Below are 16053 nucleotides of genomic sequence, written 5' to 3' on the forward strand. Positions count from 1 at the left end.
CCTCACTCGATAATGTTGCCGCGCAGCATGAAGCGCGCATAGGCCACGGTCGAAACAAAGCCCAGCATGGCGATGATCATGGCGGCTTCGAAAAAGATTTCGGTGCCCAGATGCAGGCCGTACAGGATCATCAGGGCGATGGTGTTGATCACCATCGTATCAAGGGCGAGCACTCGCGTTCCCACACCATCGGCGGTGATGATCCGCCACAGGCACATCATGATCGCGGCCCCAAAGCAGGCAAAGGCAAAATAGATTGCATATTCGATCATTCGAAAATCTCCTTCAGGCGGCGCTCGTAACGCTGCTTGATCTGGTCTCGTACCGCGCCCGGATCCGGAGCGTCCAGGCAATGGACCAGCAGACAATGCCCCTGGGCCGAGAGGTCGCAACTGACGGTGCCCGGCGTCATGGTGATGGTTCCAGCCAGAACCGTGATCGCTTCGGGTGTGCGCAGTTCCAGCGGGATTGAGATCCAGTTCGGCTGTCTGTCCGCGTCGCGTTTGAACAGGATGATGCGTGCCACGGTCACGTTGGCCACCACGATGTCCCACAGAACCACGATTATGTACTCAACGACCATGGGCCAGTTCCGCAGGACGGGCCGGTCGGGCCAGTAGGGTTGGGTGATGAAGGGAATGATGATCCCCAAAAGCAATCCAAAGACCAGTGAGTTCAGCGAGGGCGCGTTGGCCAACAGCACCCAGACCAGAGTCAGCAGGAAGCTCAGATGCGGGTGGGGGAATATCCGGCGCAGCAGTTTCATCAGTCTTCCCTTCCCAATACGGCCGAGATGTACTGTTCCGGCGCGAACAGTTGCGCGGCGGTCTTGCGAGTGTAGTCCAGCGAAGGTCCGGCGAACAGGGTCAGCAGGACGAGGCCCAGAACCACTCCGAACACCGAGGTGAACGCCAGCCCCGGCTGCGGTTCAGGCGCGGGCCGGTGCGGCGGTTCATCATCTTTGGTGGCCTCGGTTTCGGGTTCCGGTTCGATCTGGGTGCTGGCGTCATAGCTTTTCCAGAAGATCAGGGACCCAGCGCGAGCCAGACCCACGATGGTGACAAAGGATCCGATCAGAACGACCGCCCAGACCGCAGTGGCATCCGGCGCATACCACGACGCATCCAGCACCAGAAGCTTGCCGATGAACCCTGACAACGGCGGCATGCCCGCCATCGCTATGGCTCCAACAAAGAACAGCGCCGAGATCAGCCCGCTTTGCGGCATCGGGGGGCGGGGCGCAATGGCCCCTCCACGACGTTCCATCACCAGATCGGCCACCAGGAACAGCAGCGCGGTCGCCAAGGTTGAATGGTAGACGTAGTATAGAGCGGCGGCTGTGGCCGTCTCGGTGAACAAGGAAATAGCCACCAGCAGCGTTCCCATCGAGGCGATGGCGCAAAACGCAACCATGCGCGCGATGTGCCGCGTGCCCAGAATGCCGATCGAACCGATGGCAAGGGTCAACAGCGCGGCAGGTTGTAGCCAGTCACCAACCAGTCCTTCGGTGACGGCAACATCCGGGCCGAATGCCAAAGTATAAACCCGCAGGATCGAATAGGCCCCCACCTTGGTCATGATCGCAAACAGCGCGGCCACTGGCAGCGGCGCGTTGGCATAGCTGGCGGGCAGCCAGAAATGCAGCGGCAGGACAGCGGCTTTGATGCAGAATACCAGCAACAGCAGAACCGCACCCACGCGCAACAGGGCTGTGTCTTCGGCCGGAATTTCAGCGACGCGCACGGCCAGGTCAGCCATGTTCAGGGTACCGGTAACCGAATAGATCGTGCCCAATGCAAACAGGAACAGGGTTGACCCCAAGAGGTTGTAGGTGACGTATTGCACCCCGGCTTTCAGCCTTACGGCGCCGCCGCCGTGGGTCATCAGGCCGTAGGAGGCGATCAACAGCACCTCGAAGAATACGAACAGGTTGAAAGCGTCCCCGGTCAGGAAGGCGCCGCAGACACCCATCAGCTGGAATTGGAACAACGGGTGAAAGTGGTTGCCGCGTTCGTCCCATCCGGACGCGATGGCGTACAGCACGACAGGCAAGGCCAGCAACGCCGTCAGCAGCACCATCATCGCGGACAGCCGGTCAAGGACCAGAACAATGCCAAACGGGGCCGGCCAATCGCCCAACTCGTAGACGTAAATCTCGCCGCCCGCCGCCTGCGCAGTGATGGTCAGCGCGATGCCGAGCAGACCCACTACACCGGCGACTGAAAAGATACGCTGCAGGTCCAGATGGTACCGCAGAACCATGATGATGAATGGGGCCAGGATCGCAGGCAGGACGATCGGCGCAACGATCCAGTGGTTCATGCGTCTTCTCCCGCGTCATCCACGCTGTCCTGCGCGGCCATGTCTATGTGGTCATCCTTCGAGGACAGGTAGGCCCCCAAAGCGATCATCACGATCACAGCTGTCATCCCGAACGAGATCACAATAGCCGTCAGCACCAGAGCCTGCGGCAATGGATCGGTATAGGGAACCTCTTCGTATTTGTTCAGCACCGCCGGCGCGTTCACGGCCAGCCGTCCCGTGGCGAACAGGAACACGTTGACCGCATAGGTCAGCAGAGACAGGCCCAAGATGACCGGAAAGGTCCGGCGACGCAGGATCAGAAAGATCCCTGCGGCGGTCAGAACGCCAACGGCCGATGCGACGAGTGCTTCCATCAGCCCTGCTCCTTCGCTTTTTCTTGTTCTTCGGCCAGATCATCCCGCAACGGGTTGATGTCCATCGGGAATTCCTGCGCCATGCCCGGCCGCCACGCAAAGCGCGACAGGCTGTCCAAGGCCAGCATCACAGCGCCCAGAACCGCTAGGAACACGCCTGTGTCGAACAGCATGGCCGTGGCCCATTCGAATTCTTCCAGCGGTGGCCAATGCAGATAGCCGAAATCGCTTGTCAGGAAGGGCCGCTCGTTGAACCAGGCGCCCAAACCCGTGGCCGCAGCGATCAGAACACCCCAGCCGATGGTGCCATGGTAGTAGAACCGCTGCCGCTCGATCGCCCAGGTATAGCCGCTGGCCATGTACTGCATCAGGAAGGCGATCGCGACCACCAGACCGGCGATGAACCCGCCTCCGGGCTGGTTGTGTCCGCGGAAGAAGATGTAGGCACCTACCATCAGGGCGATCGGCATCATCACACGTGTCGCAACAACCATCATCAGCGGGTGCGAGTCACCTGACTGGGGCCAGTGCGGTTTGCGGTTCAGCAGATAGGCGCGGACACTGGTGCCCAGCACGGCCTCGGTCAGGGCAAAGATGATAAGGGCCGCGATCCCCAGCACGATGATCTCGCCGAAGGTATCAAATCCCCGGAAGTCCACCAGGATCACGTTGACCACGTTGGTTCCGCCGCCACCCTTGTAGGAATTGGCCAGGTGGAACTCCGAAATCGTCGGGAAGGCGAAATCGCGCAGCATGAGCGCATAGATCAAGCCCCCTGCGCCGATGCCGGCCACCACTGAAATGGCAGCATCACGCCAGCGCCGTGCCGCGCTGCTGTCCCATGGGGTCTCGGTCGGAAGAAAATTCAGCGACAGCAGCAGAAGGATCATCGTCACGACTTCGACCGAGATCTGCGTCAGAGCCAGATCAGGCGCGGACAGATAGTTGAAGGCCATCGACACGATCAGGCCTACGACACCGATCAAAACAAGTGATAGCAAACGGTTCCGGTGGAACCACATGATGCCCATCGTCGCCACGATCAGGCACAGCCAGCCGATGATCGGAATGATCGGAGCCGGCAGCGGAACCCGCGTTTCCACGCCAATCGTACCGGTCGAATAGGCATAGTATCCAAGGCCGACCGTAAAGGCGATCAGGATGATCGCATAGCGGCTGATGACTCCGTTGTGCAACTCGTCCGTGATCCAGCGGCTGGCGGCGGTAAATCCGCCGATCACGGCGTCGAAGATGGTCTTGGCCTCGGGGCGGGGCAGGATATTCCAGACGTGCTCGCCGCGCCGGTGCAAAGCCAACAGGAAGAGGCCGCCAAAAGTTGCGACGATCGACATGTACAAGGCGGGCGTGAACCCGTGCCACAGCTTCAGTGAATAATAGGGCAGCTTTTCGCCACCGATGACCGCGGAAGACACAACCGCAACCAAGGGGCCGACGATGGCGGCCGAGTTCAGGCCGATCAGCACGACCAGCACAACCAGGAATGCCGGAGCCAGCCACAGCCCCACTGGCGGGTCATGCGGGTGCGCAGGGTAATCTTCGCGTTCAGGGCCCAGGAAGACGTGGGACACGAACCGGAAGGAATATGCGGCAGAGAAGATCGCGGCCACCAGGGCAAGGGCTGGCACCAGATAGTGCGAGTTTCGCCAGACCGTGTGCACGGTTTCTTCCAGCATCATTTCCTTCGACAGGAAACCGTTCAGAGGTGGAATCCCTGCCATGGACAAAGCGGCGATTGTCCCGATCGTGAAGGTGATCGGCATCAAATGGCGCAGCCCGCCCAGGCGCTTGATGTTCCGGGTGCCGGTTTCGTGGTCCACGATCCCGGCGGTCATAAACAGGGCGGCCTTGAAAGTGGCGTGGTTGATGATGTGGAAGATGGCGGCCACGACCGCGATCTTGGTGCCGAACCCCAGCAGCATCGTGACCAGCCCCAGATGCGACACTGTCGAAAAGGCCAGCAGCGCCTTGAGGTCATCCTTGAACAGCGCGATCACTGCACCGATCAGCATGGTTATCAGGCCGGTGGTGGCGACGATGTAGAACCACGCCTCGGTCCCGGCCAGAACCGGCCACATGCGCGCCATCAGGAACAGACCAGCCTTCACCATTGTCGCCGAGTGCAGGTACGCGGAAACCGGCGTTGGCGCGGCCATGGCATGAGGCAGCCAGAAATGGAACGGGAACTGGGCCGACTTGGTGAAACATCCCAGCAGGATCAGTATCAACGCTGGCAGGTAGTAGGGCGAAGACTGGATCAGTTCCCGGTTCTGGAGGATCACGCTCAGGTCATAGGACCCCACGATATTGCCCAGGATCAGCATCCCCGCGATCATCGCCAGCCCGCCGGACCCGGTGACCGCCAGCGCCATCCGCGCGCCCTGTCGACCTTCGGGCAGGTGTTTCCAATAACCGATGAGCAAGAACGAACTGAGCGAGGTCAGTTCCCAGAAAACCAGCAAAAGCAGGATGTTGTCGGACAGAACGATACCGACCATCGCGCCCTGGAACAGCAGGAGATAGGTATAGAATTGCCCCATAGGGTCTTCACGCGACAGGTAGAACCGCGCGTACAGGATGATCAACAACCCGATGCCGAGGATCAGCAGCGCGAACAGAAATCCCAGCCCGTCCAGCATGAAATTGGCGTTCAACCCCAGCCCCGGAATCCAGTCGAACCGCGCGGTGACCACCGTGCCGTTCATGACGTCCGGGATATGAATCAGCAGCCCCATCAAGGCCAGAAACGTGGTCAATCCCGCTGCCGATGCGGCTGCGTTGCGCCCGGCGCGGATTAGCAGGGCGGGAAAGACAGCTCCGAGGAAGGGAAGGGCCGCGATAAGGAATAGGGACAAGTGCGATACTCCAGGCTGAGCGGTCAGGGTGCTGTTGATTTTGTAAGGATAATTTATTGACTGTCCAGCTATTGCAAGTTTTTCACCTTGCACTACTCCCCGCGATTTTTCAGCTAAAGCCTGCGCGAAAATGACGTGAACTTGATCTGCGCCCGGCTTTTCGGCGCAGCGCCGGAGGCGGACCCGTGATAAAACCGGCGTGGAAAAACCGGAGGGTGCACATTGGCGATCAAAACCATGCTCAGCCGCAGAGGCGTGTTCCTTGGGGGCGCAGCCGCTGTTCTCGCGGGTTTTGCGATCCGTGAATACCGTCTGATCCCCGAAGACTTTTCTGGCGGTACGTTGACCGTTGCTCAGGCGCACGAAAAGGCTGTTGCGGGGGAAATCCTGTTGCTCGACATCCGGACCCCGCGCGAATGGCGTGCCTCAGGCATCGGGCAGGGCGCTCAACCGCTGGACATGCGCCGTGAAGACTTTCTGGATGCGTTGGATCGCCTGTCCGGCGGTGACAAGGGGCGGCCGATTGCCGTGATCTGTGCCCGTGGTGTGCGGTCAGCGCGGCTTGGCAACAGGTTGACCGAGGCGGGCTACGGCAACATCCTTGACGTGCCCGAAGGGATGCTGGGGTCAGCCGCAGGTCCGGGCTGGGTGCGGGCCGGGCTGCCGGTGCAGGCGTATTCGGAGGGGGCGTGATGAGGCTCAGGGATCTGTTGGCCGTGTTGTTCGCAACGGCCGCAACTCCGGTATTGGCCGCGTGTGGGCAGGATCAGGGTGTTTGCGAGACGGACTCCGGAAGCTATCGCATCGAGTTGCCGGAAGACTCCAACCCGCCTTTGGTCGTGTTCCTGCATGGGTATGGCGGCAGCGCGCAGGGAACCATGAAAAACCGCGGTATGGTCGAACCCTTGCTGGCGCGGGGATATGCGGTCATGGCCCCCGAGGGGGCCGAGCGGAACGGTCGAAAAAGCTGGAACTTCTATCCGGGGTGGGACGGGCGAGACGAAGCCGCGTTCCTGAAGGAGGTTGTTGCGGATGCGGCCCAACGGTTCGGGGTCGATGACCATCGCGTGGTGCTGGGGGGATTCTCGGCCGGCGGCTTCATGGTGAACTATTTGGCCTGCGCCGATCCCGAGGCATTCTCGGCCTACGTGCCTGTCTCAGGAGGATTCTGGCGCCCGCATCCCGAAAGCTGCGCGGGGCCCGTGCGCCTTTTTCACACACATGGCTGGACCGACAACGTGGTGCCGCTAGAGGGGCGCGCACTGGGCGGCGGTCGGTTCCTTCAGGGCGATATCTTCGCCGGGCTCGAGATCTGGCGGCAGGCCAACGAATGCGCCGACAACCGTCCAGACGGGTTTTCAACGACAGGCCAGTTCATGCGTCGCAAGTGGACCGCCTGTGCTGACGGCAGCGCATTGGAGTTCGCGCTGTTTCCCGGCGGTCATTCCGTTCCTCGGGGTTGGGCCGACATGATGGTGGATTGGTACGAAGGATTGCCCGGCGGGTGATCATTCCGCCGGGGTCATGGTTCCCTGGCCCTCGATCAGGCGTTTCAACTCGTTGCGATGCGAACGTGCCGCCCGCGTGATGGCGGGCTCGTGGAAATCCTCGGGCATGCCGACCATGCGACGCGCCGCAGCCGCAGATACGCCGCTGAGCGCGGAGAGCGGTACCGCAAAGGTCAGGCTGATGGCGATTGGAGCCAACCAGACCGAGACCAATCCAGCCAGGATGCCCGCGCTCAGCGCGAGGCCGCTGATGGTTTCGAGCGCGTGACACATGATCAGCGTCCGCAGCCCATAGGTGCCGCCATCCCGTGCCTGCGGGGTCCAGCCTTTTTGCACACCGAGAAGGGTGCGGAACACGGCGATCATCTGCTGCACCATAAGGATCGGTGCGTACAGGATCGACAGCACGACCTCGAACAAGAATGACGCAAGAAACCGGGTCCGGCCGCCGAAATCTTCATAGCGAACACCGCTGAGGGGCAATGCCAGTGCCCCCAGAATCTTGGGGGCCAGCAGCATCGCGTACATGACAAGTATGATCAGAACATGCCGCGTTTCGGTCATTTCCGGCCACTGGGGGAACATCGGATTGTCCGGGCTGAAATAGTGCAGCACCGAAGCATCCTTGCCCTGACCGATCAACGCCCACATGACCAGCAGTGCGAACCACAAGGGTGACATCAGGTATCCGACGGCGCCGTGGAACAGATGAAACCGCGACACGGCCCGAAACCCGGTCGAGCCCAGCAGTCGCAGATGCTGCAGGTTGCCCTGGCACCAGCGGCGGTCGCGTAGGGCGTGGTCGATCAATGTCGGCGGTGTTTCCTCGTACGAGCCTCGGATGCGCGGCAGAAAGCGCACGCCCCAACCGGCACGGCGCAGCAACCCGGCCTCGACGAAGTCGTGGCTCATGATCAGCTGTTCCTGGCCCGAGAGCGAGCGCAGCTTGGGCAGACCTGCGCAGGTCGCAAAGGCCTTGGTGCGGATGATGGCGTTGTGGCCCCAATAGTTGCCTTCCTGGCCGCACCAACGGGACAGGCCCTCGGCAAATGCGATGCCGTACACACCATTGGCGAATTGCTGCATCCGGGCAAAGACGGACTGGGCACCGATCAGTTGCGGATAGCTTTGGATCAGGCCGGCGCCGGGATCGCGGGCCAGCGCGTCGGTCAGCCGCGCGATCGCACGCCCGGTCATCAGGCTGTCGGCGTCCAGAACCAGCATTGCATCCCAAGCGCCACCCCAGCGGCTGACCCAATCAGCGATATTGCCGACCTTTCGGTCCGTATTCTGTTCCCTGCGTCGATAATATAGCTCAAGCCCCGGGGCGAGCGTGGTACGCAGCGCCTCGATGCTGGCCTGTTCATGGGCCGCGATTTCCGGATCGCGGGTGTCGGACAGGATGAACATCGCATAGTGATGCTTGCCCCCTCGGGCGCGCAGTTCTTCCAGCATCGTGCGGGCATTGCCCAACACGTTCCACGGCACTTCGTTGTAGACGGGCATCAGCAAAGCGACCCGCAGTGGCTGCGCACGACCCTGCCGTACCGGACGCTCTTGCCGGGCCAGAGAGATCATGCCCAGTAGGACTGTGCAGACCGTGAAGGAAATCCAGAAGAAATTGAACGAAATCAATGCCAAAAGGATGGCTTCGACCACGTTTATCCCTTCGGCGTCGAACCAGTCCGCCATGACCCACAACAAAGCAACCGAGGCGGCCATGGCCGGGGAAAACGCCAATGCGCGCCAAAGGCCCGCCGACGACCGGCGGGCATCCGCAGGCGCTTGGGCGTCCCGAAACCCGGCGGCAAAATCCTGCTCCGGCATCGCCAGCGGTGCCTCGGGCGGCATGATTTTCAGGTCCGGGTTCATGCTGTCCATCTGTACATCCAGACTTCCGAGGCGGGCTCGTCACCCAGCCTCAATTGCGCGCGCAATTCGACGTGGTCGCGGTCGCCCGGCTGAAACGAAAAGGCCAGACGCAAGCCGCCCGTATCCGGGTTGCGTTGCAGAACCCCATCCGAAGTTTCCGCATGAGGCGACTGCACGAACACGCTGAGGGCGTCCGGATCGTCGAACAACTCGCTGGCTTCGAAGTCGATCACCGCAAGCCGCCCTTCGCCGAAAGTGTTCTCGCCCATGGCGGTGTTGATCACCCGCGGCATGGCGGTCCGCTGAGGTTCCTCGCCCCAGATCAGGCGGTACGACAAGTCGAGCTGAGCACCGGCAGCGACCGGTTCAGCGGGACGCCAATAGGCGACAATGTTGTCGTAGATCTCCTGATCGGCCGGAATTTCGACCAGAGTGACCGTACCTTTGCCCCAATCGCCCATCGGCTCGACCCAAAGGCCGGGGCGCTTGTGGTATTGCGCCTCGAGGTCGGCATAGTCGGAAAACGCGCGTTTGCGCTGCATCAATCCGAACCCGCGCGGATTCATGTCGACGAATGAGGACACCTGCAATCGCTTGGGATTGGCGAGCGGGCGCCAAATCACTTCTCCGGCCCCGTTTCGGATCATCAGACCGTCGCTGTCATGCACGGCCGGACGGAAATCGTCGAACCGGTTGTGATTGGTCTGATCGAACAGGAACATCGACGTCCCTGGTGCGATCCCGACGTGGGGAAGCTCTTCCCGAGCAAACAGGGTCGCCTGCACCTCCATGATGCAGTCGGCGCCGGCGGTGATATCGAACCGGTAGGCGCCGGTTACACTGGGGCTGTCCATCAGGGCGTGAACGATCATGTTGCGTTGGCCGGGCTTTGGGCGCTCCAGCCAAAATCGGATGAAATCCGGAAATTCTTCGCCCTCGGGATCCCCGGTTTTCAGTGCAAGACCTCGGGCTGACAGACCATAAACCTCGTGTAGGCCGACGGCACGGAAATAGCTGGCTCCCTGAAAGACGCAGAACTCGTCCGTCTTGCCAGGGCGATGCATCTCGGTGCGCAGCCGGAAACCCGAAAAACCCAGCGTTTCGTCTACGGGCAGATCGGGGACATCCTCGGCCCGGTCGAACATCTCGAGGTCGAAGGCAACCGGCGCGGTCATCCCGTTCTCAACTGCCGAGACCTGAACGGTTCGCGGGAAGTAGAGGCCGGGGGTGAAGAAATCGACGTTGAACGGCGTATCGGTCCCGTACCAAAGCGCACGGTCCAGCCGGAAACGGATGGAGCGGTACTGTTCGTAGGTGAGGTCCTGCCACGCCTGCGGAACGGTTTCGCGCGCCTCGTAGGGGCGGTTGGCCAGATCGCGGGCAAGGGCGATGATATCGGCCCGGTCGAATGGCACCTCGCCACCGGTGGCAAAGGTGGCCGGGGCGAAGGCCAGCGCCGTAGTCGACGCAAGGAATGCACGACGCGTGAACTTCATGACTTCGATTTCCATGGGTGTGATTTGAACCAAGCGGCCAGATAAGCCACGCCGATGATCAACGCAAATCCAATTAGGTTTGCGGCCAGAACGGTGGCGAAATCCCGCCCAAATTCGTCGAGGAAAACGCCGATAAGTCGTGCCGCTGCCATGGAAAATACAAAAACCGCCAAGGACTGCTGGCCCACTTTGGTGATCTGCTTCAGGATCCATCGCCACAGCTGCGCGCCGATCGTGTTGCCGGTGGCGATCAGGCGGTGCCCATGTTGCCCAGCAGCCACCCATCCCAGGTAGGCCAGCGACAGGAAGTGCATGTACCGGAACAGGCCGAAATCGGTTTTTTCGCGCAGCTCGCTTGTCAGAGGCCAGACCTTTCGGATGTTCTCGGCAAGATCCGGCGCGGCCGCCTGGACCCACAAGAACACTTTCCACGATCCGAATGGGGCTGAGAGGACAAGGAACAATGCCGCGGCCCAGATCAGCGTCTTGGAAACCGGCGGTGCAGGAATCCAGCCCCGCATGAATGCAAAGCCGGTGAAAAACAGCAACTGCCATCCAAACGGGTTGAAGAACCACTGGCGGTCCGACCACGGTTCGGCCGGAAGCGCCAACATACCGGTCTGCGCCACCAGCCAGATCGCGACCGAAGCCAACCCGACCGCCCAGATGCTGAGGCGCGACAGGCCCATGAACATCGGCATCATTGCCAGAACGACCAGGTACATCGGCAGGATGTCGAAATAGTTCGGCACATAGGTCAGGGTGAACAGCCCTACCATCTGTGGCATCGGGTCGTTGAAGAAATGCTGCAGGTTCAACCCCGAGACATAGCTTTTGTCGAAGGCTCCGGACAGATCCAGCGCCGCCATGGACATTGCGACAAAGAAAAACAGGCAAATATGGGCCCAGTAGACCTGCCAGATGCGGAAGCTGACCCGGGCGGTCCCCATCCACCAGCCCTTGCGCTCAAACGCGCCGCCAAAGGCGATCGCCGAAGCCATGCCCGAGCAGAAAACAAAGATTTCAGTCGCGTCCGAGAATCCGAAACGGGCCGGGATCCATCTGGCCCAGGGGTCGTTCGGGATGTGCGCGATCAGGATGATGAACATCGCAATACCGCGATAGAAATCCAGCCGCGGGTCGCGGGTTGTGGCAGCAGGGGCGGAGGATGCCGCCACCGGTGCAAAATCAGAAGCGGGCGAAGCGGTCGCCATTCGTTTCTCTGTCCTTTGTGGTCGTCTTGTTATTCAGCCGGTACGCTTTGCACACCGGATTGGTCGCGGGCCGAACTGATCAGAGCGCGGCGCGCGAGGGCGTAATTGTCTTCGGTGCTGGTCCGTTTGGCCTTGCGGTCGTCCAAAATGCGCTCGACATCATCGAGGCGTCCGGCACGCAGGCCGGAATCGATCGTAATGCGTTCAAAAACATCCCTCTGGGCGTGACTGCCGCCGGCCAATTGCATCGAATTTCGCGCATTTGCAAGATGCTCGAAGGCGTGGAGATAATCGCCTTTTCCAAAGGCCTCGAGCCCTATGGCGGCGGCCAAGCCCGGGTCGGCCATGCGACGTTCCGTGTCGGTTGCGGGCTGTTGCGAGTCTTTGTGAATGCGGGCCAGCAACTTGGCGGTCGAGTCGGGCCTGTTGTCACCAGTCAGTGCCAGAAGGTAATGCAAATCGGCGAAGATCAGACAGCCGTCTTCGGTGCGGGCGGCGCTCAGGTCGGCCAGTTCTTCCCATCGGGTGCCAATGTCCACGCCTTCAAGCTCGAGCCTCGACAATAGCGAAGTCGCATTCGAAATATCGCGATAGTCATCTGTCTTGTCCTGGCGAATCTCGTGGTCGTACAGATTAAGCACCTGGTCGATCTGACCCAGATCCAGATGCATCAACGCTTTGTGCCACCACACGTGATACCGGAAGTTGTTGCAGTGGGACCAGGCAGCCTCGCGCCCGGCCAGCCAGTCCAGGCCGGATTGCGCATTGCCCGTCATTTCGTGCACGTGAGCGACTGCGTGCAGGCCCCACGCGTCGTCCGAAACCATCCACAGAGCCTGCCGCCCTGCGATCTCGGCCTTTTCATAGGCACCGGTTTCTTCCAACGCAAAGGAATGGCACCCAAGCAGGTATCCACGACCGGGGTGATCAGGCGCATAAGCTGGCAGAACCCGTTCGATCGAGCGTCGCATCCCTGCGGAGTCACCTAACACGAACCGGGTCGCGTGGCTGAGCTTCATGGCCAGCGTGTCCTCGGGGTGAGTGCGCAGAATTGCCTCGAAAGTTTGTACGGCGCGGGTGGGTTGGCCTGCCAACCAATGATCCAGGGCCTCAACATACAGTGTCTCGCGGGCCGAAATCGGCTGCTCAGCGGCCGCACTCCTTGCGGCGGCGGCGGCCTGATGGGCGACCTCCATCATTTCCCGGCGCCCCAACAGAACCATGAACAGCCCCTTGATGGCATGTCCAAGCGCAAAGCCCGGTTCAAGCTCAAGCACCTTGCCCAGATGCTGAGGTGTGACGGCTGCGTGTGCCATGAAACCAAGCAGAACACCATTCCACGCTTCGGCGCTGTCCGGGTGGGTCAGGGTGTTCATCTGTCCGAAAACATCTTGCTGCATGCTTGGGTCCAATCTGGTTGCAAAAACTCACACTCTTGGACTTAGCAGAGTGTGCAGACGGGACGTAACAGTATCGGGCTTGCTCTCGAATTGGTGAAAGCTTGTGTCCGCAAAAAGCGAAAAAAATCGCCGATTCAATGACATGTTTCAGCGACTTGCCGCCGAAAAAGGCAGAGTGTTTCAATCCTCGAAGGGGTTTTCCGCGTTCAGAACCGCCTGCGTGTCAGCGCCGAACTCGGGCGGAGCGGAGCGATAGGTCACCGGGCTGCGGGACAACTTCAATGGATTCCCGATCAGACGCACCGGGTCGGGTCGGGCTGGCATATCCACTTGCATCCCCCGCGCCGCCACCTGGTCCGAGGCAAAGACCTGATCCAGCGTCTGAACCGGCCCGACGGGTACTTTCAGCGCCTCAAGGCCTTCGATGACGGCATTGGTCTTCAGCCGCTGCAGCGCGGGCCGCAGAACGGCGTTCAATGCATCGCGATGTTCCAGCCGGGCCGGGTTGGTGGCGAACCGTGCATCGTGGGGCAGGTGACCCAGATTCAGAAAGCCACAGAAGCGCCGGAACTGGCTGTCATTTCCCACGGCCAGAATGACGTGGCCATCAGCTGTTTCATAAACATCGTAGGGCACGATGTTGGGGTGCCCATTGCCGCGCCGTAGTGGCACCTGGCCCGAGGTCAGATAGTTCACGCCCTCGTTGATCAGCCACGCGATCTGGCTGTCTACCAGCGCGATGTCGATCTGCTGGCCTTCGCCGGTCTGATCCCGGTGGCGCAGCGCCGCCAGAATGCCGACGGTCGCGTACATGCCGCACATCACGTCGGCGATGCCCACGCCCACCTTCATCGGAGCTCCGTCCGGCTCGCCGGTCAGCGACATGATCCCGCCATAGCCCTGCGCCATCAGGTCATAGCCCGGCTTGGCCGCGTTCGGGCCGGTCTGGCCGTAGCCCGAGATCGAGCAATAGATCAGCCCCGGAAAGTCGCGTGAGAGGGTTTCATGGTCCAGCCCGTATTTGGCCAGCCCGCCGGGTTTGAAATTCTCGATGAGGATGTCGGCATGGGAAGCCAGTCGCCGGATCTGTTCCTGCCCCTCTGGCGTGGCGATATTGATGGCGACGGACTTCTTGTTGCGGTTCGCGGCCATGAAATAGGCGCTCAGATCGGTCGGGTTGCCATCCGCGTCGGTGACATAGGGCGGCCCCCATTGGCGGGTATCGTCGCCACCGGTTGCCGGGTTTTCCACCTTGATCACGCTGGCGCCCAGATCGCCCAGCAGCTGCGTGCAGGTCGGCCCGGCCAGAATGCGTGACAGATCCAGAACCTTGACGCCCTTCAGCGGCCCTTCAGATGCGGCCATCATAGCCTCCGCGGTCGATCTCGGCGGCGATCACCGTGAACGTGTCGGCGGCCATCGCGGACTTCAACGCCACGCGCAGCTCGGCGCGGTTGCGCACGGTGTGGCCGTTGCCGCCGAACGCCCGGCCCATCGCGGCATAGTCATGCCGGTCGAAATCGACGCCCCGATTGCCCATCTGGCGCTGGCGCTGTTTCAGCTCGATCAGCGCCAGGCTGGCATCGACAAAAACCAGAAAGATCGGGTTTCCACCCATTTCTGCTGCGGTGGACAACTCACCGGCCACCATCAGGAATCCGGCATCGCCGGAAAAGCTGATTACCGGGCGGTCGGGTTCGGCCAGTTTCAGGCCAATCGCCATCGGAACAGCGCAACCCATCGTGCACAGCGCCGAAGACTGGATCAGGTCGCGCGGCTCCAGGCACTGCCACATCTGGCTAAGGAGGATGCGATGCGCACCGCTGTCTGCGGTGGCCAGGGTTTCGCGGGGCAGGGTATCGCGGGCCTCGGCGATCACGGCGGCGGGGCCCCAGTCGTCATCGGTAGGAAAGGCCGACGCCAGCGCGGCCTTGACCTGCGCCGGTTGGCCTTGGGGCCAAGTCGGTCGCGCAGAGTTGCCCTTTGCGATCGCTTCAAGCGTGGCTCCGGTATCGGCCACCAGGTTCAGCCCCGCCTGGTGCATGTAGTGGTCATTCACCACGGCCGAGATGTCGATCACCCGTTTCTCGTCCGGGTCCCAGATCTCGCGCCAGCCGGGGCGCATTTCGATCGGGTCGTAGCCCAGGCACAGGATCAGGTCGGCCTGTTCGACCAACGGTACAAGCTGCGTGTCGGCAAGGGGCGACAGGCCCGCGCCACCTAGGCACAGCGGGTGATCCTCGGGCACCACGCCCTTGGCCTTGTAGGTCGTGACGAACGGGATGCCGAAATGTTCCAGAAACGCGCGCACCACGCTGCGCGAGTCGTCATACAGCACGTCCAGCCCGATGATCGCCAGCGGACGCTCGGCCTCGGCCACCCAGCGGCGGGCCTTCTCGAGGCATGTGCCCTCGGGCGCGACGCGGGCGGCCCGGGTCAGCCGTCGGCGCTTGGCGACCGACACCCGTGTATCGGCGACCGAGATCGGTACGTCGATATGCACCGGCCCCGGTCGCGGCTGCGTGGCAAGCGACACGGCCTTGTCGGCGATGATGTCGGCGCCCTTGGCCGTCAGGGTGAACGTACCCTTGGTGATCGAGCGATAGACCTGCGCATGATCCATGACCTGATGGGTGTAGGTCAGCGCCTCGTCGGCATCGACGCAGCCGGTCAGCACGATCATCGGCACCCGGTCCTGCAGCGCGTTGGCCACGACATTGATGCCGTTCATGGCCCCAGGACCCAGAGTCGCCACCAGAATCGCCGGCGCGCCATCGCGGTGATGCACCGCCTCGGCCATGAATCCGGCCGAGTTTTCGTGCTTGGTCAGGTGAAAGGTGATCCCGGCCTGTTCCAGCGCATCGACCAGGGTCAACACCTCGCCTCCGGGCATGCCGAAGGCGTGGCGGCACCCGGCCTCGTACAGCCGTTGCGCCAAAAGGTCCGCAGCGCGGGGGGACAGGTCCTGCATCGAACAAGCTCCGTAAGTTCCGTTGCGCAGCAGATTGCGGA

At 61.7% G+C, this 16053-nt stretch carries 13 protein-coding genes; 2 read left to right on the forward strand and 11 right to left on the reverse strand.

The window, feature by feature from the left end; genetic code table 11:
• Positions 1 to 2: 2 nt before the first annotated feature.
• From AC2FNL_RS04495 to AC2FNL_RS04515, 5 genes are read right to left on the reverse strand one after another with little or no spacing between them, the layout of a single operon-like run.
• Positions 3 to 272, reverse strand: coding sequence for a K+/H+ antiporter subunit F (locus AC2FNL_RS04495; RefSeq protein WP_093962617.1), 270 nt, complete (start codon positions 270 to 272; stop codon positions 3 to 5).
• Positions 269 to 766 (reverse strand): Na+/H+ antiporter subunit E, encoded by a 498-nt coding sequence (locus AC2FNL_RS04500; RefSeq protein ID WP_496832664.1) that lies wholly within the window; start codon positions 764 to 766, stop codon positions 269 to 271. Before AC2FNL_RS04500 ends, AC2FNL_RS04495 begins: the two co-directional genes overlap by 4 nt.
• A complete protein-coding gene (locus tag AC2FNL_RS04505) occupies positions 766 to 2322 on the reverse strand; it encodes a monovalent cation/H+ antiporter subunit D (protein ID WP_496832665.1) in 1557 nt (518 codons plus the stop codon). Before AC2FNL_RS04505 ends, AC2FNL_RS04500 begins: the two co-directional genes overlap by 1 nt.
• Entirely contained in the window at positions 2319 to 2678 is a 360-nt protein-coding gene (locus AC2FNL_RS04510) for a Na+/H+ antiporter subunit C (protein WP_170337694.1), read from the reverse strand. Before AC2FNL_RS04510 ends, AC2FNL_RS04505 begins: the two co-directional genes overlap by 4 nt.
• A complete protein-coding gene (locus AC2FNL_RS04515; RefSeq protein ID WP_093962613.1) occupies positions 2678 to 5551 on the reverse strand; it encodes a monovalent cation/H+ antiporter subunit A in 2874 nt (957 codons plus the stop codon). Before AC2FNL_RS04515 ends, AC2FNL_RS04510 begins: the two co-directional genes overlap by 1 nt.
• A gap of 237 nt (positions 5552 to 5788) precedes the next feature.
• Between AC2FNL_RS04515 and AC2FNL_RS04520 the strand changes: the two genes are divergently transcribed.
• On the forward strand, positions 5789 to 6244 hold the full coding sequence (locus AC2FNL_RS04520) for a rhodanese-like domain-containing protein (protein ID WP_093962612.1): 456 nt from the start codon (positions 5789 to 5791) through the stop codon (positions 6242 to 6244).
• The gene (locus AC2FNL_RS04525) at positions 6244 to 7059 is read left to right on the forward strand and encodes a CE1 family esterase (protein ID WP_496832666.1); all 816 of its coding nucleotides are present in this window, start codon (positions 6244 to 6246) and stop codon (positions 7057 to 7059) included. The genes AC2FNL_RS04520 and AC2FNL_RS04525 overlap by 1 nt, the downstream gene beginning before the upstream one ends.
• Here AC2FNL_RS04525 and mdoH read toward each other — a convergent pair whose 3' ends face one another.
• The 6 genes from mdoH to AC2FNL_RS04555 all read right to left on the reverse strand — a co-directional run bounded on the left by mdoH (position 7060) and on the right by AC2FNL_RS04555 (position 16012).
• Positions 7060 to 8931, reverse strand: a complete 1872-nt coding sequence (gene mdoH / locus AC2FNL_RS04530; protein WP_496832935.1) for a glucans biosynthesis glucosyltransferase MdoH — start codon at positions 8929 to 8931, stop codon at positions 7060 to 7062.
• Entirely contained in the window at positions 8928 to 10427 is a 1500-nt protein-coding gene (locus tag AC2FNL_RS04535; RefSeq protein WP_496832936.1) for an OpgD/OpgG family glucan biosynthesis protein, read from the reverse strand. The genes mdoH and AC2FNL_RS04535 overlap by 4 nt, the downstream gene beginning before the upstream one ends.
• Positions 10424 to 11641 (reverse strand): OpgC family protein, encoded by a 1218-nt coding sequence (locus AC2FNL_RS04540; RefSeq protein WP_496832667.1) that lies wholly within the window; start codon positions 11639 to 11641, stop codon positions 10424 to 10426. Before AC2FNL_RS04540 ends, AC2FNL_RS04535 begins: the two co-directional genes overlap by 4 nt.
• Before the next feature lie 29 nt (positions 11642 to 11670).
• A complete protein-coding gene (locus tag AC2FNL_RS04545; protein ID WP_496832668.1) occupies positions 11671 to 13041 on the reverse strand; it encodes a tetratricopeptide repeat protein in 1371 nt (456 codons plus the stop codon).
• A 180-nt stretch (positions 13042 to 13221) separates the two neighbouring features.
• On the reverse strand, positions 13222 to 14406 hold the full coding sequence (locus AC2FNL_RS04550; protein ID WP_496832669.1) for a CaiB/BaiF CoA transferase family protein: 1185 nt from the start codon (positions 14404 to 14406) through the stop codon (positions 13222 to 13224).
• On the reverse strand, positions 14393 to 16012 hold the full coding sequence (locus tag AC2FNL_RS04555; protein WP_496832670.1) for a thiamine pyrophosphate-binding protein: 1620 nt from the start codon (positions 16010 to 16012) through the stop codon (positions 14393 to 14395). Before AC2FNL_RS04555 ends, AC2FNL_RS04550 begins: the two co-directional genes overlap by 14 nt.
• Between the last annotated feature and the right edge of the window lie 41 nt (positions 16013 to 16053).

The sequence above is a fragment of the Ruegeria sp. CRTD044 genome, assembly GCF_059613485.1.